At 74.2% G+C, this 25,131-nt stretch carries 23 protein-coding genes and 1 riboswitch; of the genes, 13 read left to right on the forward strand and 10 right to left on the reverse strand.

Features of this window, described 5'->3' with window-relative positions:
• The first annotated feature begins 16 nt into the window (after window positions 1-16).
• Entirely contained in the window at window positions 17-919 is a 903-nt protein-coding gene (locus DSM104299_RS26480; RefSeq protein WP_272474671.1) for a LysR family transcriptional regulator, read from the forward strand.
• On the opposite strand, the gene trxA is transcribed toward DSM104299_RS26480, so the two are convergent.
• Window positions 916-1,242, reverse strand: coding sequence for a thioredoxin (gene trxA / locus DSM104299_RS26485; protein ID WP_272474672.1), 327 nt, complete (start codon window positions 1,240-1,242; stop codon window positions 916-918). The genes DSM104299_RS26480 and trxA overlap by 4 nt on opposite strands.
• 91 nt (window positions 1,243-1,333) lie before the next feature.
• On the opposite strand from trxA, the gene DSM104299_RS26490 reads away from it, so the two are divergent.
• Together DSM104299_RS26490 and DSM104299_RS26495 are read left to right on the forward strand one after the other, a co-directional pair.
• Window positions 1,334-2,284, forward strand: coding sequence for a hypothetical protein (locus DSM104299_RS26490; RefSeq protein WP_272474673.1), 951 nt, complete (start codon window positions 1,334-1,336; stop codon window positions 2,282-2,284).
• A gap of 48 nt (window positions 2,285-2,332) precedes the next feature.
• Window positions 2,333-3,844 (forward strand): serine/threonine-protein kinase, encoded by a 1,512-nt coding sequence (locus DSM104299_RS26495; RefSeq protein ID WP_272474674.1) that lies wholly within the window; start codon window positions 2,333-2,335, stop codon window positions 3,842-3,844.
• Between the two features lie 13 nt (window positions 3,845-3,857).
• On the opposite strand, the gene DSM104299_RS26500 is transcribed toward DSM104299_RS26495, so the two are convergent.
• The 3 genes from DSM104299_RS26500 to DSM104299_RS26510 all read right to left on the reverse strand — a co-directional run bounded on the left by DSM104299_RS26500 (window position 3,858) and on the right by DSM104299_RS26510 (window position 5,634).
• Complete coding sequence (locus DSM104299_RS26500; protein WP_272474675.1) at window positions 3,858-4,436, reverse strand: PASTA domain-containing protein; 579 nt, start codon at window positions 4,434-4,436, stop codon at window positions 3,858-3,860.
• Window positions 4,437-4,657: 221 nt separating this feature from the next.
• Window positions 4,658-4,921: a hypothetical protein gene (locus tag DSM104299_RS26505; RefSeq protein WP_272474676.1), complete on the reverse strand. Its 264-nt coding sequence runs from the start codon at window positions 4,919-4,921 to the stop codon at window positions 4,658-4,660.
• 128 nt (window positions 4,922-5,049) lie between these two features.
• The gene (locus tag DSM104299_RS26510; protein WP_272474677.1) at window positions 5,050-5,634 is read right to left on the reverse strand and encodes a transglycosylase family protein; all 585 of its coding nucleotides are present in this window, start codon (window positions 5,632-5,634) and stop codon (window positions 5,050-5,052) included.
• A 133-nt stretch (window positions 5,635-5,767) separates the two neighbouring features.
• Window positions 5,768-5,933: riboswitch (cyclic di-AMP (ydaO/yuaA leader) on the reverse strand.
• A gap of 233 nt (window positions 5,934-6,166) precedes the next feature.
• On the opposite strand from DSM104299_RS26510, the gene ftsH reads away from it, so the two are divergent.
• Window positions 6,167-8,080: an ATP-dependent zinc metalloprotease FtsH gene (gene ftsH, locus DSM104299_RS26515; RefSeq protein ID WP_272474678.1), complete on the forward strand. Its 1,914-nt coding sequence runs from the start codon at window positions 6,167-6,169 to the stop codon at window positions 8,078-8,080.
• Here ftsH and DSM104299_RS26520 read toward each other — a convergent pair.
• Complete coding sequence (locus DSM104299_RS26520; protein WP_272474679.1) at window positions 8,077-8,385, reverse strand: NIPSNAP family protein; 309 nt, start codon at window positions 8,383-8,385, stop codon at window positions 8,077-8,079. The two genes, ftsH and DSM104299_RS26520, sit on opposite strands and share 4 nt — an antisense overlap.
• 338 nt (window positions 8,386-8,723) lie before the next feature.
• Between DSM104299_RS26520 and DSM104299_RS26525 the strand changes: the two genes are divergently transcribed.
• From DSM104299_RS26525 to DSM104299_RS26535, 3 genes are all read left to right on the forward strand, one after another.
• On the forward strand, window positions 8,724-10,076 hold the full coding sequence (locus tag DSM104299_RS26525; protein WP_272474680.1) for a hypothetical protein: 1,353 nt from the start codon (window positions 8,724-8,726) through the stop codon (window positions 10,074-10,076).
• A 118-nt stretch (window positions 10,077-10,194) separates the two neighbouring features.
• Window positions 10,195-10,419: a hypothetical protein gene (locus tag DSM104299_RS26530; protein ID WP_272474681.1), complete on the forward strand. Its 225-nt coding sequence runs from the start codon at window positions 10,195-10,197 to the stop codon at window positions 10,417-10,419.
• A 129-nt stretch (window positions 10,420-10,548) separates the two neighbouring features.
• Window positions 10,549-11,061 (forward strand): CAP domain-containing protein, encoded by a 513-nt coding sequence (locus tag DSM104299_RS26535; RefSeq protein WP_272474682.1) that lies wholly within the window; start codon window positions 10,549-10,551, stop codon window positions 11,059-11,061.
• Here DSM104299_RS26535 and DSM104299_RS26540 read toward each other — a convergent pair.
• Window positions 11,058-12,233: a helix-turn-helix domain-containing protein gene (locus tag DSM104299_RS26540; RefSeq protein ID WP_272474683.1), complete on the reverse strand. Its 1,176-nt coding sequence runs from the start codon at window positions 12,231-12,233 to the stop codon at window positions 11,058-11,060. The genes DSM104299_RS26535 and DSM104299_RS26540 overlap by 4 nt on opposite strands.
• An 85-nt stretch (window positions 12,234-12,318) precedes the next feature.
• Between DSM104299_RS26540 and DSM104299_RS26545 the strand changes: the two genes are divergently transcribed.
• The 3 genes from DSM104299_RS26545 to DSM104299_RS26555 all read left to right on the forward strand — a co-directional run bounded on the left by DSM104299_RS26545 (window position 12,319) and on the right by DSM104299_RS26555 (window position 18,132).
• Window positions 12,319-13,224 (forward strand): acyl-CoA desaturase, encoded by a 906-nt coding sequence (locus DSM104299_RS26545; RefSeq protein WP_272474684.1) that lies wholly within the window; start codon window positions 12,319-12,321, stop codon window positions 13,222-13,224.
• Window positions 13,225-13,298: 74 nt separating this feature from the next.
• A complete protein-coding gene (lon, locus tag DSM104299_RS26550; RefSeq protein WP_272474685.1) occupies window positions 13,299-15,602 on the forward strand; it encodes an endopeptidase La in 2,304 nt (767 codons plus the stop codon).
• Window positions 15,603-15,666: 64 nt separating this feature from the next.
• Window positions 15,667-18,132: a SpoIIE family protein phosphatase gene (locus DSM104299_RS26555; protein WP_272474686.1), complete on the forward strand. Its 2,466-nt coding sequence runs from the start codon at window positions 15,667-15,669 to the stop codon at window positions 18,130-18,132.
• Between the two features lie 724 nt (window positions 18,133-18,856).
• On the opposite strand, the gene DSM104299_RS26560 is transcribed toward DSM104299_RS26555, so the two are convergent.
• The 3 genes from DSM104299_RS26560 to DSM104299_RS26570 are packed head-to-tail and all read right to left on the reverse strand — an operon-like array spanning window position 18,857 to window position 21,715.
• Window positions 18,857-19,849 carry a COX15/CtaA family protein gene (locus DSM104299_RS26560; protein ID WP_272474687.1) on the reverse strand — a complete coding sequence of 331 codons (993 nt, stop codon included), beginning with the start codon at window positions 19,847-19,849 and terminating at the stop codon, window positions 18,857-18,859.
• Window positions 19,850-19,898: 49 nt separating this feature from the next.
• Window positions 19,899-20,918 (reverse strand): glycosyltransferase family protein, encoded by a 1,020-nt coding sequence (locus DSM104299_RS26565; protein WP_272474688.1) that lies wholly within the window; start codon window positions 20,916-20,918, stop codon window positions 19,899-19,901.
• Window positions 20,906-21,715: an MOSC domain-containing protein gene (locus DSM104299_RS26570; RefSeq protein ID WP_272474689.1), complete on the reverse strand. Its 810-nt coding sequence runs from the start codon at window positions 21,713-21,715 to the stop codon at window positions 20,906-20,908. The genes DSM104299_RS26565 and DSM104299_RS26570 overlap by 13 nt, the downstream gene beginning before the upstream one ends.
• A 37-nt stretch (window positions 21,716-21,752) precedes the next feature.
• On the opposite strand from DSM104299_RS26570, the gene rfbF reads away from it, so the two are divergent.
• From rfbF to rfbC, 3 genes are read left to right on the forward strand one after another with little or no spacing between them, the layout of a single operon-like run.
• On the forward strand, window positions 21,753-22,529 hold the full coding sequence (rfbF, locus tag DSM104299_RS26575) for a glucose-1-phosphate cytidylyltransferase (protein WP_272474690.1): 777 nt from the start codon (window positions 21,753-21,755) through the stop codon (window positions 22,527-22,529).
• Window positions 22,526-23,554: a CDP-glucose 4,6-dehydratase gene (rfbG, locus tag DSM104299_RS26580; RefSeq protein WP_272474691.1), complete on the forward strand. Its 1,029-nt coding sequence runs from the start codon at window positions 22,526-22,528 to the stop codon at window positions 23,552-23,554. Before rfbF ends, rfbG begins: the two co-directional genes overlap by 4 nt.
• 21 nt (window positions 23,555-23,575) lie before the next feature.
• On the forward strand, window positions 23,576-24,130 hold the full coding sequence (rfbC, locus tag DSM104299_RS26585; protein WP_272474692.1) for a dTDP-4-dehydrorhamnose 3,5-epimerase: 555 nt from the start codon (window positions 23,576-23,578) through the stop codon (window positions 24,128-24,130).
• Between the two features lie 16 nt (window positions 24,131-24,146).
• Here rfbC and DSM104299_RS26590 read toward each other — a convergent pair whose 3' ends face one another.
• Window positions 24,147-25,082, reverse strand: a complete 936-nt coding sequence (locus tag DSM104299_RS26590; RefSeq protein WP_272474693.1) for a class I SAM-dependent methyltransferase — start codon at window positions 25,080-25,082, stop codon at window positions 24,147-24,149.
• Window positions 25,083-25,131 lie beyond the last annotated feature (49 nt).

Below are 25,131 nucleotides of genomic sequence, written 5' to 3' on the forward strand. Positions count from 1 at the left end.
GGCAGAATGCACCGCAATGGACCTGCGACAGCTCGAGTACTTCGCCGCGGTCGCGCGCCATCGCCACTTCCGGCGGGCCGCGGAGTCGCTGTACGTGACGCAGTCGGCGGTGTCCCAGGCGGTGCGGCGGCTGGAGGCCGAGCTGGGGATCGAGCTGCTGCGGCGCCGGCCGGGCGCGCAGCCGCCGGTCGAGGTGACGCCGGCGGGCGAGGAGCTGCTGGCGCGCGCGGAGGCGATCCTGGCCGACGTCGCCCGGGCGCGCGCCGCGATGGACGAGCACGCGGGCACGCTGCGCGGCGGCGTGCGCGCGGCGGCGACGACCGGCGACGCGCTGCGCGTGGCGCCGGCGCTGGCGCGCTTCGGCCGCGAGCATCCGGGCGTGCGCGTGGCGTTGACGCAGGCGCGTCCCGCCGAGGTCGTCGACCTCGTCGCCCAGGGCGCTGCCGAGCTGGCGGTCGCGGCGCTGCCGGAGGGCGTCGCGGTCCCCGAGGGCATCGAGGCGGTCGCGCTGCGGCCCGAGCCGCTGGTGTTGGTGGTCGCCGCCGACGACCCGCTGGCGGGCGCGCGCGGCGTGAGGCTGTGGGACGTGCGCGACCGGCCGTTCGTCCTGGCCGAGGCCGGCAGCGCGTTGCGACACAGCGCGCTGGAGGCGTGCGCCGCCGAGGGCTTCGGCCCCGTCCCGCTGTTCGAGATCGGCGAGCCGACGGCGGTGCGGATGCTCGTCGGCGCCGGCCTGGGCGTGTCGCTGGTCCCGGAGTCCTGGGCCGCGGCCGCCGGCCCGGAGGTCGGCGTCGCGACGGTGGCCGGCGGCGCCGCACGGCACGAGATCGCGCTCCTGACACGCGGCGCCACCGCCCTGGGCCCCGTCGCGCGCCTGCTCGCCGAGCACCTGCGCGCGGCGTTGGGCGCGGTCGGCTAGAGCATCTCGGCCAGCTCGGCCTCGAGCTTGCGCTTGGGGCGCGAGCCGATGAGCTTGAGGATCGGCTCGCCGTGGCGGAAGACCATGAAGGTCGGCATCGAGAGGACGCTGTAGCGCGCGGCGACGCCCTGGTTGGCGTCGACGTCGATCGACACGACGCGCAGGTCGTCGCGCTCGGTCGCGAGCTGCTCGAGGATCGGATGCATCGCGCGGCACGGCGGGCACCAGGCGGCCCAGAAGTCGACGAGGACGGGCGTGTCGGACTCCAGGACCTCGGCGGCGAACGTGTCGTCGGTGACCTGGGACAGGGAGGCGGTGGTCATGGCTCTGAGTGTCGGCGGGCAGTCGTGTCCGGTCGACGCCGATTCGCGATCGGGGCGAGTAGCGACGCTGCACGCATGTCAGGATCGCGGGATGCGCCGCCGTGCCGTCCTGCTCGTCCTCGCCGTCTGCGCCGCCCTGGTCCCCGCGACCGCGGCGCAGGCGCGGATCCCGATCCGCGTCGGGATCGGCGACCAGAGCACCACGATGTTCGACCAGCCGGCGTTCCAGCGCGCCAGGTTCGAGCGCGTCCGGTTCTTCGTGCCGTGGAACATCATGGACAACCCGGGCCAGGTCACGGCGGCGACCCAGTTCGTCCAGCGCGCCCGGGCGGCGAGGTTCTCGATCCTGCTGCACGTCTCGACCGACAACTACACCATCAGGAAGGCCAAGCTGCCGTCGGTCGCCGCCTACACGTCGAAGGTCGGCCGGTTGGTGAGGTACTTCCGCGGCCTGGGCGTGCGCGAGTTCGGCACGTGGAACGAGGCCAACCACGCGTCGCAGCCGACCTACCGCTCGCCGACGCGCGCCGCGTCCTTCTTCCGCGCGATGTACCGGATGGTCAAGGGGCCGTGCCCGTCGTGCGGCGTCGTCGCGCTCGACGTCCTCGACCAGACCGGCGTCGAGCGCTACATGCGCACGTTCTACCGCCACCTCTCGCCGACGTTCCGCCGGCGGGCGACGATCGTCGGCATCCACAACTACGGCGACGTCAACCGCCGGCGCACGACGTTCACGCGCAGCATCATCCGCCAGGCCCACCACTACAACTCGCGCACGCGCTTCTGGTTCACCGAGACCGGCGGCATCGTGAAGTTCGGCCGGTCGTTCCCCTGCAACACCACCCGCGCGGCCAACCGGATCGACACCATGTTCTCGCTCGCCCGCAGGTTCCGAACCTCCGGCGTCCAGCGGATGTACGTGTACAACTGGACCGGCGCGGGCTGCGCCGCGCGCTTCGACGCCGGCCTGACCACCCCGGCCGGGACCCCGCGCGCCGCGTACACGACGCTGCGCCGCCAGCTGGTCAACTACGAGCGCTGAGACCGTCCCGCCCGCCCGCGCGGCCGCGCGCGGCACAATGAGGGGCGTATGGCCGACCTCGAGACAGGCAGCGAGTTCGCCGGCTGCCGCATCGAGGGCGTCCTCGGACGCGGCGGCATGGGCGTCATCTACCGGGCGACGGAGCTGCGCCTGGGGCGTCCCGTCGCCCTGAAGCTGATCGCCACCGAGCAGGCGTCAGACCCCGACGTGCGCGAGCGCTTCGAGCGCGAGGCGCGGATGACCGCGTCGATCGAGCACCCCAACGTGGTGCCGGTCTACGCGGCAGGCGAGGAGGACGGCCACCTCTACCTCGTGATGCGGTACATCCCCGGGACCGACCTGCACCACCTGCTGAAGGCGACCGACCCGCCCCGGCTCCCGCCGGCGCGCGCCGCGTCGATCGTGGCGCAGGTGGCCGCCGCGTTGGACGCCGCGCACGCCGCGGGGCTGGTGCACCGCGACGTCAAGCCGGCCAACGTGCTCATCGGCGGCGCGCACGCCTACCTGAGCGACTTCGGCATCACGCGCGTCCAGGCGTCCGACACGCGGATCACGGACTCCGGCAACTGGATCGGGACCGTCGACTTCATGGCCCCCGAGCACCTGCGCGGGGAGCCGACCGACGCCCGGGCCGACGTGTACGCCTTGGGCTGCGTGCTGTACACCGCGCTGACGGGCACGCCGCCGTTCCGCCACGACACCGTCCCGGCGACGATCACCGCGCACCTGCACGACCCGCCGCCGCGGCCGTCGGAGGCGGCGACCGGCGTGCCGGTCGCGTTCGACAGCGTGATCGCCCGGGCCCTGGCCAAGGAGCCGGCCGACCGCTACCCGAGCGCCGGCGACCTCGGGCGTGCCGCGCTGGCCGCCGCGGCCGGCGAGCGGGTCTCGACCGCGCGCGGCAGCGTGGCGACGGGCGCCGCGACGCCGGAGGAGGCCGAGCCGACGCGGATCGCGCCGGCCGGGGGCGCGACGGCGGTGATGACCGAGCCGGCGGCGACGCGGATCGCGGGGGCGGCCGACGCTGGGGGCAGCGGCGCCGACGGCGTCGCGGGTGCGCGGCGACCCGCCGCGGTCAAGGTCCAGCGCGGCCGCGGGCGCAAGCTCGCGCTGGCCGCGACCGTCCTCGTGCTCGCGATCCCGGCGGTCCTGGTCGTCCGCTGGATCGCCGGGGGCGACGGCACGCCGACGGGCCCGCTGAGCACCGCCGAGGTCCGCTCCGCCGCGCAGTCGTTCGCCGACGCCTACACCGACGAGGACGACGCGGCCCTGCGCCGCACGCTGACGCCCGAGGTCGAGCGCTGGAGCGCCAGCGCCGCGGTCCAGAAGGGCCGCCCGGCGGTCGTCGGCGAGTACCGCCGGCAGTTCGCGGCCGACAAGGTCAAGAAGTACGCGCTGGACGACCTGAGCGTCACCAGCGGCCGCGCCGGCCGGGCCGAAGGCCGCTACACGGTGACCCGCGACGGCGCCCCGCCGATCACGGGCCGGATCGTCTTCGGCGTGATCCGCCGCGACGGCAGGCCGTCGATCGACCTGATCGCGACCGAGCCGCGCGCCTGAGCGCAGGCTCCGTCTAGCAGCGGCGCGCCAGCTGCACGACGACGGTCGTGCCGGGGTCGACGGTGGCGCCGGCCTCCGGGCTGGTCTGGCAGACCTTCGGGTCGCCGCCCAGGAGGTCGTCGAAGAAGCCGCCGTTGTCGGTCTGCAGCCTGGCCGTGAGGTGGGCGTCCTCGAGGTCCTGGCGGGCGTCGTCGGCCGACAGGCCGGTGACGTCGGGGACCTCGACGTCGATCAGCCGGCGCACCCGGACGGCGGTCAGCGCGGGGCGGGCGCGGCCGGCGGAGGCGAGGACGTCGACGACGTTGACGCCGGGCTCCAGGCTCACCTGCGCGGTCCACTGGCCGGAGCTGACGCTGGCCTGCTTGCCGCGGACGGTGACGGTGGCGTCCGACGGCCGGACCGTGCCGCGGACCTGGACCTGCCCGTCGCGCACGCCGGCGAGGTCGCCGGGCGCGGTGATCGCGAGGTGGACGGCACCGACGGACGCGTTCGAGGTGCTGTCGCCGCCGCCGCAGGACGCGAGCAGGAGGGCGCAGCCGAACGCGCCGGCGATGAGGGGAAGCCGCTGGAGGATGGGCTCAGTATGCGACACGGCGCGTGGCCGCCGCCCCGCCCGGGCAGGACGCGGCGACGTGGATGGCAAGGTGCTCGCGCGGCTCGTCGGGCCGTCTTAACGCCCGAAGCCCCCTGCTGGCACAGGGGGCTCCGGGTGAGGAAGGTCAAACACGAGCGAGAGGAGGATGTGTTGCGTGCTCTCCCAGGTAGTCGGCACCACCTCGTACCGACTTGAGCGGCCACGTGCCCGCGACGTCCTCAGCCCACGCGCGTCTCGTCGAGCAGGTGCAACTGGACGGTCCGGCGGCCGCCGGCCAGGGCGCGCCGCCACGGTCCGTCGCCGTCGGGGTCGCCCGCCGCGTCGAGCAGCATCGCCGCCAGCGTGAGCGCCGCGTCGCGGGTCTGCGGCGGCGAGATGTAGAACCGGTCGCTGCGCCCGGTCAAGCCGGGCGTGAAGCGGTCCTGGACCTCGACCGCGTAGGTCGGGCCGAGCGTGAGCGAGAGCTGATCCGGGGCGGACACGTGGCGGAAGCGTCGCACGACGGCGACGCTCGCGCCACGGACGCACCGCGCGTGTCGTCCGCGCGGTGCGCGCTGTGTCCGCATGGTGGCCCGGATCGGCTCCCTTGCCGAGCTCGGTGACGCGCCTCCTAGGAGGACTTACCGCAGACCGGCCAGGGCGTCGTGCCCTGTTGGGCCAGCAGCGTCGCGGCGCGCTGGTCCTGCTCGGCCTCCGGTGCGTCGGCGGGGTCGCCGCTGCCGCCCATCTGCGCCCACGTCGAGCGGGTGAACTGGTACTTGCCGCGGTACTGGCCGTCGGCGCTGATCGCCGTCGGATCGCCGCCCGACTCGCACTGGGCGATCCGGGCCAGCGTGGCGGAGGCGTCGCCGGACGGCGCGGCGGTGGTGCCGGCGGAGGCGTCCGCGCTGGTCGCGCCGGTGGCGTCGCTCGTCTTGGCGACGGCCGACGGGAGCCCCAGCGCCGCGGCGGTCTGCGGCCCGACGATCCCGTCCACCGTCAGCCCGTGCTGGCGCTGGAACGAGCGCACGGCGCGCTTGGTCGCGGCGGTGAAGGTCCCGGTCTGCTTGACGCCCAGGGCGGCCTGCAGCGCGCTGACCGCGGCGCCGGTCGCGCCGGCGCTCAGCGTCGCGGGCGCGGGCGCTTGGGCGGTCGTCTGGCCGAGCGCCAGCGGTGCCCCGAGCGCGAGCGCGGCGGTCAGCGCCACGATCGACATCCCGCTGCGCCGGCCTCGTCTGCGTCGTACGCGGCGCAGGTCCGCGAGTCGCGTCGCCATGGCGGTCCGGCGCGCACGCGAGCGCTCCAGGGACGCCTGGCAGGCGCGTTCGAAGTCGTAGATCACGAAGGTTCCTTTTGCTCTTCACGCCTACGGGGTTAGCTGTCGGGCTCGCGCTGGAAGAGCTGCGCTACAGGGCCGCATTGGCCCCGATTCGCCCCTGGGTCCGGATCGCTCCAGACCCCTTGGGTCCCCCGCTCCCGGCGACTTGCGCCACCGGGACTCGGCTGGTGTACAGCCCGGTAGACAAGCACATCCAGACGCCGCGTGCGGGGCGACATAATCGTTCGGGACCGACCGCTCGCGGCCTGGCCGGCGGGTACACGGCGAACGGCGCCGTCATGGTTCGTACACTGCGCAGCCAACGCGCATGCCATCCGAGTCCGAAGCCCCACGCCGCAGGGACGAGCGCCAACCGACGCCGTGGCGGGTCGAGGGCGCGCCCGAGCAGAAGTCGAAGGGCCCGATGGGGATGCCGCGCCCTCCCGGAGGCCGGCGCTTCCTGTACTTCGTCGCGGCGATCCTCGCGCTGAACTTCCTGTTCGCGTCGTTCGTGCCCAGCGACCCGGGCCGCATCTCGGTCCCGTACACGCAGTTCCTGGCCGAGGTCGACAAGAACAACGTCAAGGAGGTCACGTCCAAGGGCGACGACATCCAGGGCGTCTTCAAGCAGAAGGTCGACCCGCAGGACTCCAAGAAGGACCCGGAGACCAAGTTCAAGACCTTCCGGCCGGCGTTCGCGCCGTCCAACGACGAGCTGCTGTCCGAGCTGCGCACCAAGGGCGTGACGGTCAACGCCAAGCCGCTCGACAACGGCCGCTCGCTCTGGGCCGACGTCCTGCTGTTCTTCGGGCCGACGCTGCTGCTGGTCGGCATCTTCGTCTTCGCCGCGCGGCGCGCCGGCGGGGCGGGCGCCGGCGGGCTCGGCGGCCTGGGCCGCTCGCGCGCCAAGCGCTACGAGCCGGACAAGGGCGCGCGGACGACGTTCGCCGACGTCGCCGGCATCGACGAGGCCGAGGACGAGCTCGAGGAGGTCGTCGACTTCCTCAAGAACCCGGACAAGTACCGCTCGCTCGGGGCGATGATCCCCAAGGGCGTCCTGCTGTCCGGCCAGCCCGGCACGGGCAAGACGCTGCTGGCGCGCGCGGTGGCGGGCGAGGCCGACGTCCCGTTCTTCTCGATCAGCGCGAGCGAGTTCATCGAGATGGTCGTCGGCGTGGGCGCGTCGCGCGTGCGCGACCTCTTCACGCAGGCCAAGGCCGCGGCGCCGTCGATCATCTTCATCGACGAGCTCGACGCGATCGGGCGCCAGCGCGGCGGCGGCGCCTCGCTCGGCGGCCACGACGAGCGCGAGCAGACGCTCAACCAGATCCTGACCGAGATGGACGGGTTCACGGGCTCCGAGGGCGTCATCGTGCTCGCCTCGACCAACCGGCCCGACGTCCTGGACTCCGCGCTGCTGCGCCCCGGGCGCTTCGACCGGCGCGTGACCGTCAACCCGCCCGACGTCGACGGGCGCGAGAAGATCCTGCAGGTCCACACGCGGTCGGTGCCGCTGGCCGACGACGTCGACCTCAAGGCGCTCGCCGCGACGACGCCGGGCATGGTCGGCGCCGACCTGCGCAACCTCGTCAACGAGGCCGCGCTGCTCGCCGCCAAGCGCGGCGCCGCCGAAGTGCACTCGGCCGACTTCTACAACGCCTTCGAGAAGATCGTGCTCGGCACCGAGCGGCGCATCACGCTGTCGCGCGAGGAGCGCGAGCGGACGGCGTACCACGAGGGCGGCCACGCGGTCCTCGGCATGCTCGAGCCGGGCGCCGACCCGGTCCGCAAGGTCTCGATCGTCCCGCGCGGGCGCGCGCTCGGCGTGACGTTCCAGTCGCCCGAGAGCGACCGCTACGGCTACGACACCGCCTACCTGCTCGGCCGCATCACCGGCGCGCTGGGCGGCCGCGCCGCCGAGGAGATCGTGTACGGGTCGGTCACCACCGGCGCCGAGTCCGACCTCCAGCAGGTCACCCAGATCGCCCGCTCGATGGTCGGCCGCTGGGGCATGTCGGACGAGATCGGCCTCGTGACCGTGATCGCCGACGAGCAGTACCCCGGCCAGTCCGACGGCAACTCCGAGGCGACGCGCGAGCTGATCGACCGCGAGGTCCGCCGCATCGTCGACGAGTGCTACGACCGCGCCGTCTCCCAGCTGCGCGAGAACCGCTGGCGCCTGGACGGCCTGGCGAAGCAGCTGCTCGAGCGCGAGACCCTCGACGAGGGCGACGCCTACAGAGCCGCCGGCTTCGAACGCGGCGCCGCACCGGGCGACCGCCCACCGCACGGGATGCTCAAGGAGCCGTCGGTGTCGCCGCGCGACGCCGAGCAGCAGTCCTAGGCGTCCAGCACCGGTCGCAGGAACGTGCGCTCGTAGCGGCGCACGCAGCCCGACCGCTCACGGATCTCGTCGGCGGCGACGAAGTCCGGGTCGACGCCGAACTTGGTGCGGTACTCCTCGTAGGCGGCGAGGCTGGGGAAGCTGAACAGCGCGTACGCGATGTCGCTGGCACCCTCCGACGGCAGGAAGTACCCGTGATGCGTCCCGCCAGACCGGTTGACGAGCGCGATCCACGCCCGCCCGAACCGCTCGAAGTCCTCCAACTTGCCCGGATCGATCTCGTAGCGCAGGTGACAGGTGACCATGTGCTTCATCTTGGCATGTGGGGCGGGGCGGGGGAGGCGGCGAGGGCGACGATGCGCGCAGCGACCTCGAGCCCGGCGCGTGGGCGGCGCGCGGGCTGTCGACGCGGCGCAGCGACTGCGGCGCGGTGACTGCGGCGCGGTGACGCCGGTGCGCGTGATGCGAAGGCGCGGCGCGGTGCGGCCGACGCGGCGGCGGAGGCGGGTGGTGCTCCGGCGTCGGCGCGTGATCCGAAGGCGCGCAACTTCCGAGGTCCGGTGGCCGTTCTCTCAGTGACAGCGGCCGGGGTGTGATGAGTCCTCCCGATGAAGTCGCCCCGGCCGCCGTCCACTCCTCTCCCATGTCTGCTCTCAACGCTCCCCTGCGGGCGGCGATCGTCGCTGCCCTGCTCCTGCTCACCGCCGCGGCGACCGCGCGGGCCTCGGCCCGTGCGCCGATGTACTTCGATGCCGGTCGTGCGGCGGTCGACGACTCGACGCGCGAGGCGACGCTCGAGCGGCTCGACTCGCTCGGCGTCCGCGCGCTGCGGCTGTCGCTGCCGTGGGCCGCGGTCGCGCCGGCGGCCACGTCCGCCACGAAGCCGGCGTTCGACGCGGCCGATCCCAATGCCTATGACTGGGGCGGCTACGGCCGCCTCGTCGACGCCGCCCACGCGCGCGGCTGGCGGATCCTCGTCACGTTCAGCGCGCCCGTCCCGAAGTGGGCGACGGCGGCCCACCGCGACCAGGTCACGCGCCCGAGCGCTCTGGAGTTCGGCGCGTTCGCGACCGCGGCCGGCCGGCGCCTCGGCGCCGCCGTCGACGCTTGGGGCATGTGGAACGAGCCCAACCACCCGCGCTTCCTGCTGCCGCAGTACGTCCACGGCAAGCCCACCGCCCCGTCGCTGTACCGCGCGCTGCATCTCGCGGGCGTCCGCGGCCTCGAGGCCGCCGGCCAGGCCAAGGACACCATGTTGGGTGGCGAGACCGCGCCCGGCGGCGACCGCAAGCGCAGCGTCCCGCCGCTCCAGTTCCTGCGCGGCGTGTTGACGCCGGCCCACCCACCCAGCGCGCGCCTGCGGATCGACGGCTGGGCCCACCACCCCTACGCCAACCGCCGCGGCCCGTTCTACGTCCCGCCCGACAAGGACAACGTGACGGTCGGGGTCATGCGCCGCCTGGAGTCCGCGCTCACCAAGGTCGGCCGCCCCGCGACCAAGGTCTGGGTCACCGAGTTCGGCGTCCAGTCCACGCCCGACACGACGCTCGGCGTCCCGCTCGCCCAGCAGGCCGAGTACCGCTCGATCTCCGAGCGCATCCTGCGCGCCGACCCGCGCGTCGCGGCGATGTCGCAGTACCTGCTGAACGACGACGCGGCGCTCAGCGGCTTCCAGTCCGGCCTCGTCACCGCGGCCGGCCGGGCGAAGCCGAGCCTCGACGAGTTCCGCCTCCCGCTGACGGTTCGCCGGACTGGCAGCACCGCGCTCTTGTGGGGGCTCGTGCGACCGGCGAGCATGGCCGGCGCAACCCACGTGGAGGTCCTCGTCCGAGACAAGTCCAGCGCCCACTCGACCGCCGTGACCACCCGCCCGACCGACGGCGTCGGCGTCTGGACGGCGCGCCTGCCCTGGCGTTCGGGCCGGACCTGGCGCGTTCGCTGGACGGCGCCCGGCGGAGCGACGTACGTAGGACCCCCCGTCCGGGTGTACGGCTAGCCACAGCGCAGGACACGAGCCCACACCCGCGAAAGGGAACATCCAATTCGGTTGGATGAGCGTAACCCGTAGTGCAGAACCCCGTTGACGGGTAGGACCCCCAACCGCAGCAGCGATCATGCCCACCGACCTCCAGACCATGTACGCCACCGAAGTCCGACAGCACCTGCTGCTGCTCGGCGAGGAGCGCGTGCTGGCCCACGAGGCCGGGTTGGACCACGATCGGGCCTACATGGCCGACCTCGACGACGAGATCGCCACCTACCGCTCCGCCTACATGGGCGCCGTCGTCACCGAGATCGCGATGCTCCGCGCGCGCCTCGACGGCCCCCTCCAGGGCTAGCACCGCGCGCACGCGTCCGCCGCCGGACCGGCCGCTGGCGCACCCGCGTTGAGCGACCCCCTCGAACGGTGAGGCTCCCCCAGCCGGCTCCGTGCCAGACTCTGGCGCTTGCGTGGGTCCGTCGTCATCATGATTGCCATCGCTGCGGGGGCGTGCGCCACCGGCGCCCCGGTCGCGAGCGCCGCGGCGCCGCCGGCTTCCTGCGCCGGCGCAGACGCCGTCGCGACGCCGGCCAACGTCGCGCAGACCCGCGCGGCGATCGCCTGCCTCATCGACGCCGCGCGCGCCGGCCGCGGCGCGCCCGCCCTCCGGCGCGACGCCAGGCTGCGCGTCGCCGCCCAGCGCTTCGCCGCCACGCTGGACCCGGCCAAGCCGCTGACGCACACGGGCTCCGGCGGCTCCAGCCCGCTCGATCGCGTCGCCAAGGCCGGCTACGGCCGCGGGACGTTCAGCGCCGGCGAGGCGCTCGGCCGCTCGACCGACGAGCTCGCCACCCCCACCGCGCGCGTCAAGGCGTGGCTCGCCGACCCGCAGCCGCGCCGCCTGCTGCTCAGCGCGAAGTACCGCGACGTCGGCATCGGCGTCGTGACGCGCGGCACGGTGACCACGTTCGTGGTCGACGTCGCGCGCCGCGACTCCTAGAGCGCAGGCGCCTCGGCCAGCTCGGCCGTCGCGCGCAGCGCGAGCGCCAGCTCGAAGCGCGCGTCCGGGTCGTCCAGCCGCGCGCCGAACAGGTCGCGCAGCTGCGCCATCCGGTAGCGCACGGTCTGCGGGTGCACGTGCAGGCGCTCGGCGACGCGCGTGACCTGGCCGGGCTCGTCGAGCCACGCGCGCAGCGTCTCGAGCAGCCGCGCGCGCGTGGAGTCGCGGACGTCGTCCAACGGCGCCAGCGCCCGCGCCGCGAGGTCGGCGGCCAGCGCGCCGTCGCCGTGCAGCAGCAGGTCGGGCAGGTGCTCGTCGGTGACCAGCGGGCTGGACGGCGGCAGGACCCCGCTCTCGACCAGCCCGAACGCGGCCTGCGCGCGCAGCAGCGACTGCGCCGCGAGCTCGAGCGCGACGGTCGGCCCCAGCGCCGCCGGCGCGCCGTCGAGCGCCGCCGTCAGCTCCGCGTGGCGGCCGGGCGCGTCGGCGTCGGGGACGAACGCGAGCGCCAGCTCCTGCTCGGCGGCCGCGATCGTCTCGCCCCCCAACCGCGACGCGAGCCGGTCGGCGTCCTCGGTCCGGGTGACGAGCCCCGCGACCGTCGCCGGCCGCGCCCAGACCGCGAGCTGCGCGAGGTCGCGCACGGCCTCGGGCCCCGCGTCGGGCTGCGCGAGCATCCGGACCAGCGCGCGGCGGCGGCGCTGGCGCTCGGCCAGCGTGGCCGACTGCTCGGCCGCGTAGCCCTCGACCGACTCGGCCGAGATCCGGTCGATGTAGGAGAAGATCGCCGAGGCCAGCGAGTACAGGATCTCGGGCGGGAAGCCCGCGGCCTGGCCCGCGGCGACGCACCGCTCCCACGCGATCCGCGCGCCCAGGCGGTAGGCGGAGAGCAGGGCGTCGAGCGACCGTCCGGCGCGCATCTCGCCGCGCCCCAGCTCGACGTAGACCGCGCGCGTCGCGCTGTCGTCGGCGTGCGCCGGGTCGACGAGCGCCTCGACGAAGCGCCCGAGCGCGCGCTCGACGCCGAAGCGCAGGCCCTGCCCGAACGGCCCCTCCAGCGGGCGGCGGTACTCCGCGACCTCGCGGCCGATCGCGCCGATGATCTCGTCGGCCAGCCGCGGCAGCCCGGGGCGCAGCGCGTCCGCGAGCTCTGAGGGCAGGCGCTCGTCCATTTGTGTCGAGGCTACAGATATGGCGCACCTGGTTGTCTCTCAGCGGGCAACAAGCGCCACCCTTGAGCATTAACCTTCAGCTCGCATGTCCAGGGCTCAGCGCAACACCAACCTGGCGGCGGTCATCATCCCGCTGCTCGCCTTCTTCGCCGCGATCGTCCTGCTGTGGAACAAGGTCGTCGGCTGGAACGACCTCCTGCTGCTGGCGATCCTCTACGTGTTGACCGGCCTCGGCATCACGGTCGGCTTCCACCGGATGCTCACGCACCGCTCGTTCCAGACCTCGAAGGCCGTGGAGCGCACCTTCGCGGTCCTCGGCTCGCTGGCCGTGCAGGGTTCGGTGATCCAATGGGTGTCGGACCACCGCAAGCATCACGCGCACACCGACGAGGAGGGCGACCCGCACTCGCCGCACGCCGGGTTCGCGGGCGGCGGCGTGAAGGGCACGCTCAAGGGCCTCTTCCACGCCCACGTCGGCTGGATCCTCACCGAGGAGGGCGGCGCGGCCCGCGCGCAGTACGCCAAGGACCTCGTCGAGGACCGCGGGATGCGGCGCATCAGCGACAACTTCCACTGGCTCGTGCTCCTGTCGCTGGCGATCCCGGCCGCCGGCGGCTTCGCGCTCAGCGGCGGCTCGTGGAAGGGCGCGGCCACCGGGCTGCTGTGGGGCGGCCTGGTCCGGATCTTCCTGCTGCACCACGTGACGTGGTCGATCAACTCGATCTGCCACTTCGTCGGGACGCGGCGCTTCGACGTCGACGACCACTCGACCAACGTCTTCTGGCTGGCGCTGCCCTCCTTCGGCGAGGCCTGGCACCACAACCACCACACGTTCCCGCGCTCCGCGCAGCACGGCCTCAAGCGCTGGGAGCGCGCGATGGACCCCTCGGCCGGCGTCATCTGGGCGCTGGAGCGCCTCGGCCTGGTCTGGAACGTCGTCCGGATCACGCCCGAGCGGCAGGCCGAGAAGACCCTCACGCAGCAGGTTTAAGACATCTGAGTCGGCCGCGCTAAGATCCTCTGGACCGTTGCAGAAGCAACGATTCGCGGACCAAAGGATCCTCAGTGTCTTCCCTCCTTCTCATCCCGCTCGACGACACCGTCGTCTTCCCCACGATGGACGTCACCCTGCCGGTGGACACCGCCGGTGAGGACCGCGTCCTGCTCGTCCCCCGCCACGAGGGCGAGTACGCATCAGTCGGCACCATCGCGACCGTCGCGCAGCGCGTCCGCCTTCCCGGCGGCGGGCATGGCGCGATGCTCGAGGGCATCGCCCGCGGCGTTGCCGGCGCCGCCCACACCGATCACGCCGGGCGCCTGCGCGTCGAGGTCGAGGAGCGCGTCGACGACGTGCCCGTCGACGGCCGCACGCGCGAGCTCGAGCGTGAGTACCGAGCCACCGTCGAGGAGATCCTCGAGCTGCGCGGCGACGACGGCCGCATCGCCTCCTGGGTGCGCGCCATCACCGAGCCGGGCCCGCTGGCCGACACGTCCGGCTACGCCCCCGACCTGACCTTCGAGCAGAAGGTCGAGCTGCTGGAGACCGTCGACGTGGCGGCCCGCCTGGAGCTCGCCCTCACCCGTCAGCGCGAGCGGCTCGCCGAGCTGCAGGTGCGCAAGCGCATCCGCGAGGACGTCGAGGAAGGCGCCGCCAAGCAGCAGCGCGAGTACGTCCTGCGCAAGCAGATGGAGTCGATCCGTCGCGAGCTCGGCGAGGACGACGCCACGGTCGGCGAGGACTACCGGGCCAAGATCGAGGCCGCCGGCATGCCCGACGAGGTCCGCGAGCAGGCCGAGCGCGAGCTGCAGCGCCTGGAGCGCTCAGGCGAGCAGTCCGGCGAGGCCCAGACGATCCGGACCTACCTCGACTGGCTCGTCTCCGTGCCGTGGAGCGAGCGCTCCGAGGACCAGCTCGACCCCGTCCACACCCGTGAGGTGCTGGACGCCGACCACGCCGGCCTGTCCGACGTCAAGGACCGCATCGTCGAGTACGTCGCCGTCAAGAAGCTGCGCGAGGAGCGCGGCATCGCGGCCGACAAGCGCAGCGGCGCGATCCTGACGCTCATCGGCCCGCCCGGCACCGGCAAGACGTCGATCGGCGAGTCGATCGCCCGCGCCATGGGCCGTGAGTTCGTGCGCATGTCGCTCGGCGGCGTCCGCGACGAGGCCGAGATCCGCGGCCACCGCCGCACGTACATCGGCGCGCTCCCGGGCCGCCTCGTGCGCGCGCTGCGCGACGCCGGGACCATGAACCCGGTGATCCTGCTCGACGAGGTCGACAAGGTCGGCGCCGACTGGCGCGGCGACCCGTCGGCGGCGTTGTTGGAGGTGTTGGACCCGGCGCAGAACTCGACGTTCCGCGACCACTACCTCGACGTCGAGCTCGACCTGTCCGAGGTCGTGTTCATCGCGACCGCGAACCAGGCCGAGACGATCCCCGGCCCGCTGCTGGACCGCATGGAGGTCATCCGCTTCGACGGCTACACCGTCGACGAGAAGGTCGCCATCGGCCGCGACTACCTGTTCCCGCGTCAGCGTGAGCGCAACGGGCTGCGCGAAGACGAGGTCGTCGTCGACGACGGGATCCTGCGCACGGTGATCTCCGAGTACACCCGCGAGGCGGGCGTGCGCCAGCTCGAGCGCGAGCTCGGGAAGGTGCTGCGCAAGGCGGCGGTCCGAATCGCTGCCGACGAGTCGATCGGGGCGGGTGGGGGCCTGGTCATCGACCTCGATGCGGTGCGCGACGCCCTCGGGCGCCAGAAGGTGTTCCACGAGGCGGCGCAGCGCACGGCGGTCCCGGGCGTCGCGACCGGCCTGGCGGTCACCGGCACCGGCGGCGACGTCCTGTTCATCGAGGCCAACGCCACCAAGTCGTCCAAGCCCGGCCTGCAGCTCACGGGCCAGCTCGGCGACGTGATGAAGGAGTCGGCGCGGATCGCGCTGACGTTCGTCCGGGCCCACGCCGAGGAGCTCGGGATCGACCCCGGGATCTTCGAGGAGCGCGAGTTCCACGTGCACATCCCCGCGGGAGCGATCCCGAAGGACGGCCCGAGCGCCGGCATCACGATGACGACGGCGCTGGCGTCGCTGCTGACCGGCCGCCCGGTCAAGCACACGGTCGGCATGACCGGCGAGGTCACGCTGCAGGGCCGCGTGCTCCCGATCGGCGGGCTCAAGCAGAAGGTGCTCGCGGCGCACGCCGCGGGCCTGACCGACGTGATCCTCCCCGAGCGCAACCGCGGCGACCTGGACGACGTCCCGGACGACGTGCGCGAGGCGATGACGTTCCACCCGGTGATGACCGTCGCCGAGGTGCTGGAGCAGGCGCTCGAGCCGGCGCCGAAGGCCGCGGAGTCGCTCGCGTCCTAGTCGGATGATGCGATCGCGCCGGGACCTGGCGGTCCCGGCGCGGCGCGCATAGGCTTGCGCGGCTGTGGCCGCGAGCGCTTCCCCCACGCCTCCGGAGCGCGCGGGCTCCCGCGCGCTCGCGCTGGCCGTCGTCCTGCTGCTCGCGGCCGTCGTCGCCGACCTGGTGATCGGCGGCACGACGCTGACGATCGTCGCCGTGACGCTGCTCGCGGCGGTCGCGTTCGCGCTGGTGCGGGCGCAGGGCGTCCTGGCCCGCACCGCCCGGTCGCTGGTGGTCGAGCGCGACGCCGAGCGCGTGGCGCGCCACCGCTTCGAGCTGCTGGCCCGCGTCGCCGACCTGCTCGAGTCGCCGCTGGATCCCGACGAGATGCTCGGGCGGATCACGGGGCTGTTCGTCCCGTCGCTGGGCGACGTCGCGATCTTCGACCGGCTGCAGCCCGACGGGACGCTGCGCGGCGCGGTGACCGCGGCGGTCGACGACCGCGTCGCCGACGACCTGCGCCAGCTGCGCGAGCGGCACCCGCTGGACCCGGCCAGCGAGCATCCGGTCGCGATCGCGCTCCGGACCGGCGAGCCGACGCTCCTCCAGGACCTCCCGCACGAGGTCTACCAGTACGCCGACAGCGCCGAGCACGTCGCGCACGTGGTGGACTTCGAGTACCAGTCCGTGCTGTCGGTCCCGCTGATCGGGCGCGCCGCCACGTTCGGGACGATCTCGTTCGTGCGCCGCGCCGGCCGCGAGCCGTTCACGCCCGACGAGGTGACGCTCGCGCGCATCGTCTGCGCGCGCGCCGCGCTGGCGCTCGACAACGTCACGCTCTTCGACGGGCTGCGCACCACGGAGGAGCGCATGGCGGCGATCGTCGAGAACCTCGGCGAGGCGGTCGCGGCGATCGGCGCCGACGGGCAGCTGCGGTTCGCCAACTCGGCGGCGGCGGAGTTCGCGGGCGTGGAGAGCGCCGAGGCGCTGGTGGCGGGCGGCGGCCCGGCGCTGCTGGCGCGGTGGTCGGTCGTCGACGAGCGCGGCGACCCGATCGCGCCGGAGGACTACCTGTTCGTCCGCGCGCTCGCGGGCGAGACGCCGCCGCCGCGGCTGCAGCACGCGATCGACCGCGAGACCGGGCGGGACCGCTGGCTGCTCACGCGCGTGGCGCCGGTGTTCGACGCCGCGGGCGCCGTCGACTTCGTCGTCTGGGTCGGCGAGGACATGACCGCGGTCAAGCGCCAGGAGATGCGCGAGCGGCTGCTGTCCAACGCCTCCAAGCTGCTGGGCTCCTCGCTGGACGTCGACGCCACGCTGGACAAGGCCGCGTGGGCGGTCGTCCCGGAGCTGGCCGACTGGGCGCGCGTCGACCTGCCCGACGAGCGCGGGTCGCTCGTCCAGGTCGCGGTCGCCCACCGGGAGCTCGAGAAGGTCGAGCTGCTGGAGGAGTGGCGCCGCGACTTCCCGCCCGACCCCGCCGACGCGCGCGGGCCGGCCGAGGTCATGCGGTCCGGGCGGTCGGTCGTGTGGAGCGAGGTGTTCCCGGCCGACGTGACCGCCTACGCGCAGGCGCCGCGGCACGCCGAGCTGATGCAGGCGATCGCCACGCGCTCGATGCTGATCGTCCCGCTGGTCGCCGGCGAGCGGGTGATCGGGACCATGCAGCTCGCGACGACGACCGAGAGCGGGCGGCTGCTCGGCCCGGCCGACCTGGAGGTCGCCGAGGAGCTGGCGCGGCGCGCGGCGATCGCGGTCGAGCACGCGCGGATCCACGCGGCACGCACCCACATCGCCACGACGCTGCAGCGCTCGCTGCTGCCGCCGCGGCTGCCGGTGATCCCGGGGCTGGCGATCGCCGCGCGGTTCCGGGCGGCCGGGACGGCGACCGAGGTCGGCGGCGACTTCTATGACCTGTTCGAGGGTCGCGGCAAGTGGATGGTCATGATGGGCGACGTGACCGGCAAGGGGCCGGGCGCGGCGGCGATCACGTCGCTGGCGCGCTACACGATGCGGACCGTCGCGCAGTACGAGGATGACCCGACCGCGATGCTGCGGCGCCTCAACGCGACGCTCGGCGCCGACCCGGAGCGGCGCCAGATCTGCACGGCGGTGTGCGTCGGCATCCGCGACGTGGTCGACGGCAAGGTCGGGTTGGAGATCGTGTGCGCCGGGCATCCGGCCCCGTTGTTGGTGTCCTCGGTCGACGGGAGCGTGCGGCCGGTCGGGCGGTCCGGGACGTTGTTGGGGGCCTTCCCGGAGGGGCGCTGGACGCCGACGACCGTGGAGCTGGGCGTCGGCGACTCGCTGGTGCTCTACACCGACGGCGTGACCGACACGCGCGGGGCGGAGGGGCGCTTCGGAGGAGAGCGCCTCGAGGCGCTGCTGGCCGCGATCGGCCCGGTCGAGCCCGACGCGATCGCGGGCGGGATCGACGCGGCGCTCATGGAGTTCGGCGAGCAGCGCGACGACGTCGCGGTCCTCGTCCTGAGCGGCGCCGGCGCCGACGCGCCGCCCCGCGCGACCGTCCTGGGCCAGACCTCGGCCTGAGCATCGGCCCCGAACGATCAGCGGCCTCACGGATTCGTCCGGACCATGCGGGATCTTTGCGCCGCAGCCGTTGACCCGCCGGCCCGGTCGGCGTGGCATGGGCTGCGAGGAGGGTCATGGACCGGTCGCTTCCGATCTACGCCAGCACGGCCACCCGCCGCGGTCGCGGCCGAGGATGGTCGCGTCGCCGACGCCGCTGGGTCGGCCGGGTGGTGAGACCGGGCGCCGTGGGGCTGGTTCTGGCGGTCGTGGCGCTGCTGGCGACGGCCGCGGAGCGAGCGGTGGGGTGAGGGGGCTTCGCGCCTACGGCCGGGCGCCGGGCGTGGTTGGTCACCAGTGTGGCGCGTTGTCGTGGCTGCGGCGCGTGGGTTCGTCCCTCATCAAGGGCGTGCGAGTGTGGTGGCGGCGCTCCACGCGGTCGGTGTGGCTCGTCCTCGTGGCAGCGCGGGGGGCGAGTTCGGGGCCGACTCGTCGGGTCAGGCGCTATGGATCGCGTGAAGTCCGCGTATGTCGCGGACTTGACGCGATCGAGCACCATTCGGCCCCGAACCGCCCGCCCCGAAGCACGACCAACGACGAGCCACACCGACCCCGGTCGCGCCGCCAAACGCCTTGACGCCCTTGATGAGGAACGAACCACGCCCCGCAGCACCACACGCGCGCCGTACTGGTGACCAACCAACGCCCGCGCGACCCGCCCGCGCGACCCGCCCGCGACCCCGCCCTACGACACCGCCGCCGGCTCCCGCGGAGCCGCCGGCTCGCGCGGCGACACGTCATCGCTCGCCGCCACCCGCTCCGCCCGGCCAGCGGCCAGATACGACCAGACCAGCGCGTTCCAGGTCAGCGTGACCGACGCGACGTGGAGCCAGACGGTCCAGGCCGGGTAGTCGAGGATGTGGTACTGCAGCGTGCCGACGGCGCCCGTCAGCGCGACCGCGAGGCAGACGGCGGTGAGGGGCGCGTAGAGGTCGCGGGCTCCGCGGAGGCGGGCGAAGATCCAGAGGGCGACCGCGCAGACGCCGAAGACCGCGGCGATCCGCGCGTGGACCATGATCACCGTCTTGAACGTGTCGTCGCCGAAGATGCCGAGGCGCGAGACGGTGTCGTCGGTGCCCTCGCCGCCGGCGTAGGGGCCGGAGGCGGTGACGGCCGTCCCGATCACCACGACCGCGCCGCCGACCACGGTCAGCGCGCGCGTCATCCGGACGAGCAGCGCGTCGTGCGACGGCGTCTGCGGCTGCTCGCGGCGTTCGCGGACGACGCGCCACACGAGCGTGACCGCGACGACGAGCGTCGCGATCGACAGCAGGAAGTGCGACATCACCGTGACGGGGTTGAGGCCCGTCAGCACCGTGACCCCGCCGAGCACGGCCTGGACCGCGACGCCCGCCGCGAGCAGGGCGCCCATGACCGTGAAGTCGCGGCGGTAGGGCCGGCGCAGGAGCGCGAACGCGAGGCACAGGACCGCCGCGATCGACACCGGCGTCGTGATCATCCGGTTGGAGAACTCGATGTAGGCGTGCCCGTTCGACGGCGTCACCGACGTGCCGTTGCAGCGCGGCCACTCGGGGCAGCCCAGGCCGGAGCCGGTCAGCCGGACGGCGGCGCCGGAGATGATGATGAGCGTGAAGAGCACCAGCGCCGACCACGCGGCGTAGGCGTGCACGCGCGGGGAGATCGGCCACCGGTCCCGCAGGCGATCGAGACGGGACATGCGCCGCACAGGATGCCAACTCCGCACGTGGTCGTGCGTGACTCAGGCCTCAGAGGGCGCGGAGCGCGGCGGCGAGCGCCGCCGCCGTGGCCGACCAGCCGCCCGGGACGAGCGCGAAGCCGGCGCGGGCGCGCTCGGCGCGCAGCGCGTAGTCCGGGTCGGCGAGGAAGGCCTCGACGGCGTCGGCGGCCGCGAGCGGGCCGCGAGCGAACGAGGCGGCGTCGCCCAGCGCGGCGCGGGAGGCGGCGTCGTCGGGCGCGACGACGGCCTGGCCGCAGGCGAGCATCGCGATCGCGGCGGGGCGCCAGCCGCGAACGGCCGGCGCGAGCGCGACCGTGGCCGACGCGAACGCGTGCGCGAGCGCCTCGGGACCGGGGTCGACGCCGAGGAACGGGAACGGCAGCGCGAGGTCCGGCCGGACCCCGGTGACCGCGAACGAGAGGTCGTCGCGCCGCTGGGCGACCTCCGCCGCCGCCAGCAGGCCGAACGGCTCCTCGCCGTGGACCAGGACGAGGTCCTCGCGCCGATGGACGGGCTTCGGGACGTACGCCGCGTCGGCGCCGGCCGGCAGCCCGCCGCCGAGCCAGGCCGGGCCGAGGACCGGGACGCCGCTCGCCCAGCCCAGCTCGGCGAGCGGCGCGGGCTCCGCGGTCGCGAGCACGGCGCGCGCGCGGAGGCCCGGCGCGGTGAGGACCGCCGGCGCGGCGGGCCACCCGGCGGCGAGGACGACGTCGGCGGCCGCGAGCGGATCGGCGGCGGGCGCAGCGGCAGCGGCCGGCGGCGCGTCCTCCTCCAGCTCGGCGGCCGTCACGACGTGCGGCGTGATGCCTTCCGCGCGCAGGGCGCCGAGCAGCTCGGGCGGGATGCCGGCGGCGCGGGGTGTGTCGGTGCCGGGACCGAGGACGAGCGTCACCGAGAAGCCCTCAGACCCAGGGCGGTCGGCGAGCGGCGCCGGCCCGTCGCGCAGCAGGTCGCCCAGCGCCCACGGCACCGCCGCCGGCGTCCCGACGACCGGCTCGTCCTCAGGCTCCGGCGCCGGCTCGGGTGGGCGGCGCTTCAGGCGGGGCATGGCGTCAACGCGTCGCCGACGCGGATCTCGCCGGCCTCGAGGATGTCGGCGCGCAGGCCGCCGCGGTGGACCATGGGACGCAGCAGAGCGCCGCCGTTGAGCCGGTCCAGGTGGGCGCAGGGCTCGCACAGCCGGCGGCCCCGGCACCGCACCGATCCCAACAGGAACGCGCGTCCGACCAAGGCGTTCAGGTCGGTCCCGCGGACCACGACGTTGCGGCGGTGATCGACCACCGCGCCGCGCGCGGCCGCCAGCTCGTCGAGCACGTCGGCGTCGACCAGCGTCAGCGCGGACCCCGGCCGCCCCGAGGCGAAGGTCCCGACGCCGTGCCAGTACCGATCCCCGCGCAACCCGCGATCCGGGACCGCGGAGGCGACGGTCAGCGCCTCGACCGGCGCCGTCGCCGACGGCGCGATCGCCAGCGCCTCGACCACCCCGGCCGCGACGTCCGCGACCGGCACCGGCGGCCAGGTCGCCAGCTCCAGCGGCGCGACCACGAAGCCCTCCACCAACGCGTCCTCGGTGCCCGCCGGATCCCAGATCACGCCCGACGGCACGCCGAACATGACGACGGCCCGCGGCCCGCCGCCGTCCCGCGCCGGGCGGATCCCGATCCACGACCCCGGCCACGCGAAGTCGCCGACGTCGGCGACCGGCACGAGCCCCAGCCCGCGCTCGGCCAGCCACGCGCGGCGCTCGTCGTCGTCGAGCGGCACGTCGACCGCCGGCACCGCGACGACCTGCGCGATGCACGCGGCCAGCGTCGAGCGCTCCGTGTGCCGGGAAGAAGACCCCACGGGCCCCAACGATACGGAGAGATACAGTCCGGCCTCGATGAAGGCCGTGATCCTCGCGGGCGGCCTCGGCACGCGGCTGGCCGAGGAGACGTCGATCCGCCCCAAGCCGATGGTCGAGATCGGCGGCAAGCCGATCCTGTGGCACATCATGAAGATGTACGCCTCGCACGGCATCCACGACTTCGTCGTGTGCCTCGGCTACAAGGGCTACGTCATCAAGGAGTACTTCGCCAACTACCACCTGCACACCGCCGACGTCACGTTCGACCTCGCCGCCAACGCGATGGAGGTCCACACGAGCAGCGCCGAGCCGTGGCGCGTGACGCTCACCGACACCGGCGACGCCACGATGACCGGCGGCCGGATCAAGCGCGCCGCGGGCTTCCTCGATCCGGACGAGGCGTTCTGCCTGACCTACGGCGACGGCGTCGCCGACGTCGACCTCACCGCGCTCATCGCCCACCACCGCGCGCACGGCCGCCTGGCGACCGTCACGACCGTCCAGCCGCCCGGCCGCTACGGGTCGATCGAGTTCGGCCCCGGCGACGCGGTCAAGGCGTTCCACGAGAAGCCGCGCGGCGACGGCGGCTGGATCAACGGCGGCTTCTTCGTCCTCGAGCCCAAGGCCATCGACTACATCGACGACGACGCCACGGTCTGGGAGCGCGAGCCGATCGAGCGCCTCGCCGCCGACGACCAGCTGCGCGCCTACCGCCACCGCGGCTACTGGCATGCGATGGACACGCTGCGCGACCGCCAGCAGCTCGAGGCGCTGTGGGCGACCGGCGCGCCACCGTGGAAGACGTGGGCGTGAGCGGGTTCTGGCAGGGCCGGCGCGTCCTGGTCACCGGCCACACGGGCTTCAAGGGCGCGTGGCTGACGCTGTGGCTGCTGCGGCTCGGCGCGGAGGTGACCGGCTTCGCGCACGCGGCCGAACCCGGATCGCTGCACGCCGAGGCGAACCTCGACAAGGACATCATCTCGATCGAGGGCGACGTCCGCGACCTCGACGCGGTCGTCGCCGCGACCCGCGCCGCGCGCCCCGAGCTCCTCCTCCACCTCGCGGCCCAGCCGCTCGTCCGCCGCTCCTACGCCGAGCCGGTCGCGACGTACGCGACCAACGTCATGGGGACGGTCCACGTCCTGGAGGCCGCGCGCGCCGCGCCGGACCTGCGTGCGGCGCTCGTCGTCACCAGCGACAAGTGCTATGACAACTCGACGCCCGGCACGGCCTACGCCGAGGACGCGCCGCTCGGCGGCCACGACCCCTACTCCAGCTCGAAGGGCGCCGCCGAGCTGGTCGCGGCCGCCTACCGCGCGAGCTACGACCTGCCCGTCGCGACCGCCCGCGCCGGCAACGTGATCGGCGGCGGCGACTGGGCCCCGGACCGGATCGTGCCCGACGCGATGCGCGCCTTCGCCGACGGCCGCCCGCTGCACGTCCGCAACCCGCACGCGATCCGCCCCTGGCAGCACGTCCTCAACTGCCTCGACGGCTACCTCACGCTCGCCGAGCGCCTGCACGACGACCCGCGCCTGGCCGGCGGCTTCAACTTCGGCCCGCCCGACGCCGACGCCCGCAGCGTCGAGTGGATCGTCGCGCGCCTGTGCCGCGCCTGGGGCGACGGCGCCGCCTGGGCGGCCGACCCCGGCCCGCACCCGCACGAGGCCCACACCCTGCGGCTGGACTCGTCCAAGGCGCGCGCGCAGCTGCGGTGGACCCCGCGCTGGGACCTGCCCGAGGCGCTGGAGCGCACCGTCGCCTGGCACCGCGCCGCGCACGACGGCGCCGACGCGCGCGCGCTGACGCTCGCCCAGCTCGACGCGTTCGCGGGCTGAGCGTCGTTACCCTTCCCGCCGATGCGCCGCCTCCCCACCAAGTTCGACGGAATCGTCCACCTCGCCCCCGACGTCCACGGCGACAGCCGCGGGTTCTTCCTCGAGGCCTTCCGCGAGGACGTGTGGGCGGAGAACGGCGTCGACGTCGCGTTCGTCCAGGACAACCACAGCCGCTCCGGCCAGGGCGTCGTGCGCGGCATGCACTTCTCGCTCGGCGACGGCCAGGCCAAGCTCATCCGCTGCGGCCGCGGCAGCATCTGGGACGTCGTGGTCGACCTGCGCGGCGGCTCGCCGACCTACGGCGAGTGGGAGGCCGTCGTGCTCGACGACGCCGAGGGCCACCAGCTCTTCGTGCCGGTCGGCTTCGCGCACGGCTTCTGCGTGCTCAGCGACGTCGCGGACGTCATGTACAAGGTGTCGTCCTACTACGACCCGGCCGTCGAGCGCGGCTTCCGCTGGGACGACCCGGCCGTCGGCATCGCGTGGCCGCCCGAGGTCGAGCACCACGTCTCCGAGCGCGACGCGACCGCGCCGCTGCTCGCCGACATCGCCGGCGATCTGACCTTCCCGGTCTGAGCGGAGGCGCCGGCGCTCAGGCCGGCTTGACGCCCCACGCCAGCTGGTTGCCGACGTTGAGCGAGACCGGGCGCGCGCCCAGCCCGGACTTGGTCAGGGCGCCTTCGAACGCGCCGTGCAGCTTGCCGGGCAACGGCAGCAGCTGGGCCCAGTAGCGCGCCGGGTAGCGGTTGCGGATCACGTCGCGCCCCACGTCGGCCAGGCCGCCGCGCTTGAGCAGCTCGGTGATGCTCTTGGGCGAGAACAGCTGCATGTGCTCGACGTCCATGATCGGCGAGCGCAGCCCCAGCGTCCGGTTGACGCGCGAGCGGCGGTCGTGGCAGACGATGACGACCATGCCGCCGGGCTTGAGCATGTCGTAGGCGTCGCGCACCATCGCGGCCGGGTCCGGCACGTGCTCGATGGTCTGGAAGCACGTGATCAGGCTCAGGCTCCCAACCGGGTGCAGCCCGGCCTGGAAGACGCCCTGCTCGATCAGCGGGCGGATGGCGTCGGGCGCCGCGGCGATCGGATCGGTCGACGGCTCGATGCCGGCGACCTCGGTGAAGCCGAGGTGCAGCAGCTCGGCCAGGAACGCGCCCTCCCCGGTGCCGATGTCCAGCGCGCCGACGCGATCGGGCAGCCGCGCGGCCAGCGGGGCGACGGCCTCGCCGTAGGTGCGCGCGGCGAAGCCGGCCTCCTCGGCGCTGCCGAAGGCGGCGGCCTCGTAGAGGCTGGCGAGCGCCTCGGGCGACGGCACCGAGCTCGCGTAGACCAGGTCGCAGACCGGGCACTCGACGAGGTGCAGGCGCATCCGCTCAGGACGCTTGCGCGAAGCGAAGGCGTGATCGCCGAGCGCCGCGAAGTCCAGCGACTCGGTGGCGAAGACGTGCGACTGGTCGGTCGATCCGCACACCGGGCAGCCCCGGTGGGTCCGTTCGCTCAGCAGCCGGCTGGTCATCGTCTCGGACATCCGGCACAGCGTACGCACTGCGTCGCCGGGCAGGCTTTAGCCTTGGGCC

It is taken from the genome of Baekduia alba, from assembly GCF_028416635.1.
Taxonomy (GTDB): Bacteria; Actinomycetota; Thermoleophilia; order Solirubrobacterales; family Solirubrobacteraceae; genus Baekduia; species Baekduia alba.